The organism is Shewanella sp. A22 (genome assembly GCF_053850585.1).
The window spans coordinates 1-1,311 of record NZ_JBSQBN010000246.1 but is presented as its reverse complement, the minus strand read 5'-3'; the positions used below and the strand labels follow the sequence as shown (position 1 = coordinate 1,311).

General features: G+C 40.4%; 1 protein-coding gene. It reads left to right on the top strand.

Annotated features, from left to right (window positions below; genetic code table 11):
• Window positions 1-69: 69 nt before the first annotated feature.
• A complete protein-coding gene (locus ACWXWT_RS20515; protein WP_456043407.1) occupies window positions 70-1,278 on the top strand; it encodes an IS256 family transposase in 1,209 nt (402 codons plus the stop codon).
• The last annotated feature ends 33 nt before the right edge of the window (window positions 1,279-1,311 follow it).

Genomic DNA, 1,311 nt, shown 5'->3' with positions numbered 1-1,311 from the left:
GAGCCTGTAAATAATTTTGTGTAACTGCTTTTCAATCAGTACCCTATTAGGGTCAATGGAAGGTAGCACATGAATAAACAAGAATTAGAAGCTTTCGCTAAACAAGCAGCCAAAGGCATAAAGTCTGAAGCAGACCTAAATGATTTCAGGGCAATGTTAACTAAAGTGACTGTTGAAGCAGCATTAAATGCTGAACTTGAACATCATTTAGGTTATCAAAAAAATGAGAAAGCCCTCACTAACAATAGCCGTAATGGTTACTCCAGCAAAAAAGTCAAAACGGAAGAAGGTAGCTTTGAGTTAGACACGCCTCGCGACCGTAATGGCAGTTTTGAACCTGAAATTGTTAAGAAACATCAAAGCCGCTTCACATCAATGGATGACAAGATTTTACATCTGTATGCCAAAGGTATGACGACACGCGATATTGTCGATACTTTTGATGAGATGTATGGTGCTGAAATCTCTCCTACGCTCATTTCCAGAGTGACGAACTCAGTTATAGACCAGGTTATAGAGTGGCAGTCACGTCCACTTGAGCCTGTTTACCCCATCGTTTTTCTAGACTGTATCGTGGTTAAAATAAGGGAAAACAATAAGGTCATCAATAAAGCGATTTTCTTAGCCCTTGGCGTTAACCTTGAGGGTCACAAAGAGCTGCTTGGGATGTGGATAGCGGAGAATGAAGGTGCCAAATTTTGGCTCAATGTGCTGACTGAACTTCAAAATAGAGGACTCAATGACATCCTCATCGCCTGCATCGATGGCTTAAAAGGCTTTCCTGATGCCATTAATACCGTATATCCGAAAACACAAATTCAGCTTTGTATAGTGCATATGGTACGAAACTCGATGAAATTTGTGCCATATAAGGATTACAGAGTCGTTGCTGCTGACTTAAAGAAGATTTACCACTCAGTGACGGAAGAAGAAGCCCTGCTGAACTTAACGCGTTTTGGCGAGCAATGGGATGACAAATATCCGAGTATCTCAGCCTCTTGGCAGCGAAATTGGGCTAATCTCAATACACTATTTAACTACCCTGAAGATATCCGAAAAGCAATCTACACCACCAACGCAATTGAATCGTTGAACAGTGTTATCAGAAAGGCCATCAAGAACCGTAAACTGTTTCCTAATGATGACTCAGCGAAGAAGGTTGTTTACTTGGCTATTATGCAAGCATCGAAGAAATGGACAATGCCGATTAGAAACTGGAAACCGGCACTGAATCGCTTTATTATTGAATTTGAAGAACGAATTTCAGATTATATATAAATTAGGTAGTTACACAGAATCTGTTACAGGGTC